This is a genomic window from uncultured Campylobacter sp. (genome assembly GCF_938030685.1).
Lineage (GTDB): Bacteria > Campylobacterota > Campylobacteria > Campylobacterales > Campylobacteraceae > Campylobacter_B.
Genome location: NZ_CALHHX010000038.1, coordinates 1 through 1,280, shown reverse-complemented (window position 1 = coordinate 1,280; position 1,280 = coordinate 1). Strand labels below are relative to the sequence as shown.

Here is a 1,280-nt window from a genome sequence, read left to right as displayed (position 1 = left end):
AGATTTAGCGCGCTTGCGGCAAGGTGCATGTAGCCTAGCGCTACCGAGCAGTCCTCGATCCAGACGTCCTGCTTCTGCTCATCTGCGATCACGACGATCGCGGCCGCGGCCTGTTTTAGCATATTTGCACCGCTGCTGCGGCATCCGCTTAACCCCTCAAGCATCTGTTTGTCGCGCACGAGGATGAACTCCCACGGGCGGCGTGCATGCCCCGACGGCGCAAGCAGGCCCGCTTTTAAAATTTTATCCAGCGCCTCGTCCTCAAGCGGCCCCTGCGCGTATTTTCTTACGCTTCTGCGGTTTGCAAAAATATCTAAAATTTCCATCGTCTCGCTCCTTGCGGCTCAATTATACATAAAATTGCAAAAATTTATGATTTTTTAGCTAAAATCGCGCAAATTTAACCGATACGAAGGAGATTTTATGAAGCAAACGATCACGGAGAAAATTTTTAGCGAGCACGTGGGCGAGGCGGTTTTCGCGGGACAGATCATCGAAAGCGCCATCGATATGGTCATAGGCAACGACATCACGACGCCGATTTCGATCAAGCAGTTCGAGCTTAGCGGCGCAAAAAAGCTCGCCAACCCGGACGGCTTTGCGATCGTGATGGATCACTACATCCCTACGAAAGACATTTTAAGCGCAAACCAAGCTAAAATTTCACGCGAGTTTGCTTACAAGCACGATTTGAAAAATTATTTCGACGAAAAAGATATGGGTATCGAACACGCTCTGATGCCTGAAAAAGGGCTCGTAGTGCCCGGCGACGTCATCATCGGCGCGGACAGCCACACCTGTACCCACGGCGCGCTGGGAGCATTTGCGACGGGTATGGGCAGCACGGATCTTGCTTTTGCGATGATAACGGGCAAGAATTGGTTTAAAGTACCTCCTACGATCAAAGTGGTCTTTCGCGGCAAGCCTGCGCCGCACATCTACGGCAAGGATCTGATCCTAGAAGTGATCCGCCTCATCGGCGTGGACGGCGCGCGCTATAAGGCTTTGGAGTTCTGCGGCGACGCGCTGGAGCATCTGGATATGGATAGCAGATTTTCGCTTTGTAATATGGCGATCGAAGCGGGCGGCAAGAGCGGTATCGTCGCGGTCGATGAGATCACGAAGGAATTTTTGGCGGATAAAAATTTGCGCGCCGAGCCGAAATTTCACTACTCCGACGAGGGCGCGAACTATGAGCAAATTTTGCAGATCGATGTGAGTAAGCTTGATCCGGTGATTGCGTATCCGTTTCTGCCTAGCAACGGCAAGAGCGTGCGCGA

General features: G+C 52.0%; 2 protein-coding genes. One reads left to right on the top strand and one right to left on the bottom strand.

The genetic code is table 11. The features are described from left to right. Positions 1-326, bottom strand: a 326-nt coding sequence (locus Q0369_RS01740; protein WP_298095152.1) for a nitroreductase family protein, incomplete at its 3' end; no start/stop codon positions are given. Between the two features lie 97 nt (positions 327-423). On the opposite strand from Q0369_RS01740, the gene Q0369_RS01735 reads away from it, so the two are divergent. Continuing rightward, positions 424-1,280 (top strand): aconitase/3-isopropylmalate dehydratase large subunit family protein (locus Q0369_RS01735; RefSeq protein ID WP_298095148.1); only part of this gene is annotated, 857 nt, incomplete at its 3' end.